The following is a 1441-nucleotide window of genomic DNA, read 5'->3' as shown; positions in this document are numbered from 1 at the left end:
GTTGCCGCTTCGGCTCCCGGTCAGCGCGTTGCGGAGCGGCTTAACTCGGGCGTTATGCGCGCAGGTTCATCTTCTTTGTAGGGGCGTAGCGGGTCGCAGCACGTCGCCTTTTCGGATCGCGTCGCAAGGCACAGCCGGCTTCGGCAAGCGCGTCGTTCGCGCCGCTGACTCCATGAAGATCGTCGGCGTTCATCGGCGGCGCCAAGGTTTCTGCGGGTCAGGGCCACCGGCGCCGGTTGTCGTCGGTAAACCAGGCTGAGGCCGGGCTCCCGATTGGCCTGCAAGGGAATCTCAGGTTGCAGCATCGCTTCGCCGGTTCTAGGCTGCTGCATAACTCATCGTTCAAGCCGACGCCTTCGGCGCGGCTTAACTCAGGCGTTAGATTGCCATGGATGTCGACGTGAAGATCAAGCAAATCGCACTGTTGGCCTTTAGCGCTGCGCTTGGCGCATCAATGAGCGGATACCTCGTCTGGAGAAGTGCTGCTAACGAGCACAAACGGCTGATGCGAATTGAGATCAACAACGGATACATAAACTCGCTTGATGGCGTTTCTACGGGGAGGAACATGCATTTCTCCCTCCGCGATTTTCAAGAATCTGTCGATAAGTGCCTCGCGAATTCGGCGGAGCTTTCAGCCAGAAATTCGCTCCCGAATGGTTCTTTCTCGCTCGAGGGGTGGAAGGAATTCGTCGATGGTGGAGTCATTGGTTACGCAGCTGTCAAAGCGTTCGGGGACGGCAGTCCGGTCTACGCTTGCATTTTTGATTCTGCAGGCAACCTTCAAGAGACTCGCCTTGTGCTCCCCGTTCCATCGCAAGAGCAGAATTTGTTTCGCTCCATTAAAAAGCTTTCTTTTCTGGAGGTCGACTTCTAGAGCATCTAACTGTTCATTCAAGCCGACGCCTTCGGCGCGGCTTAACTCAGGCGTTATGCCTCATGAGCAACTCCCCGACAGCCAAAGTCCTGTTCCGCGTCCCAGACAATGATGGCGGTGCGACTGTCGAGACACTTTGGGCCATCCCGCTCGGAGACGACCGCTACAAACTGGATAACTCTCCCTTCTATGCATACGGCGTCTCGTGGCAGGACACTGTCCTTGCGCCCACTGACGCACAAGAAGGGTTGCCCACGTTCCAATCCGTTGTCGCAAAGTCGGGCAATCGCACGGTACGGGTCATCTTTGACCCGCCCGTTTCTCCGGGCAACGCCTCGGATCAAGTTCTTCAGGGTTTGGTCGCGCTCGGCTGCAGCTATGAAGGCGCCAACCCTAAGTACATGTCGGTAAATATTCCGCCTGGGGTGGAGTTGCAAGCAGTGCGCGCGTACCTTGTCCAGCACCAGGCTCAGTGGGAGCATGCGGACCCAACCTATGAGTCACTGTTCCCGGATGAGGCATAACAATTCATGTATGGACTCCCCATTTCAACAGGGCACCAGC

3 protein-coding genes are annotated in these 1441 nt (G+C 56.9%); 2 read left to right on the top strand and 1 reads right to left on the bottom strand.

Annotation, left to right across the window (positions count from 1 at the left end; translation table 11 throughout):
* Positions 1–52 precede the first annotated feature (52 nt).
* Positions 53–193 carry a hypothetical protein gene (locus K311_RS18800; protein ID WP_211223670.1) on the bottom strand — a complete coding sequence of 47 codons (141 nt, stop codon included), beginning with the start codon at positions 191–193 and terminating at the stop codon, positions 53–55.
* Between the two features lie 207 nt (positions 194–400).
* Between K311_RS18800 and K311_RS18560 the strand changes: the two genes are divergently transcribed.
* Together K311_RS18560 and K311_RS18235 are read left to right on the top strand one after the other, a co-directional pair.
* On the top strand, positions 401–877 hold the full coding sequence (locus K311_RS18560) for a hypothetical protein (RefSeq protein WP_154659584.1): 477 nt from the start codon (positions 401–403) through the stop codon (positions 875–877).
* A gap of 62 nt (positions 878–939) precedes the next feature.
* A complete protein-coding gene (locus tag K311_RS18235; protein ID WP_081683466.1) occupies positions 940–1401 on the top strand; it encodes a DUF4265 domain-containing protein in 462 nt (153 codons plus the stop codon).
* The last annotated feature ends 40 nt before the right edge of the window (positions 1402–1441 follow it).

Origin of the sequence: Arenimonas composti TR7-09 = DSM 18010 (assembly GCF_000426365.1) — a bacterium.
In the GTDB taxonomy this organism is placed as follows: Bacteria; Pseudomonadota; Gammaproteobacteria; order Xanthomonadales; family Xanthomonadaceae; genus Arenimonas; species Arenimonas composti.
The sequence above is the reverse complement of the archived record's forward strand: the minus strand, read 5'-3'. Positions and strand labels throughout refer to the sequence as shown.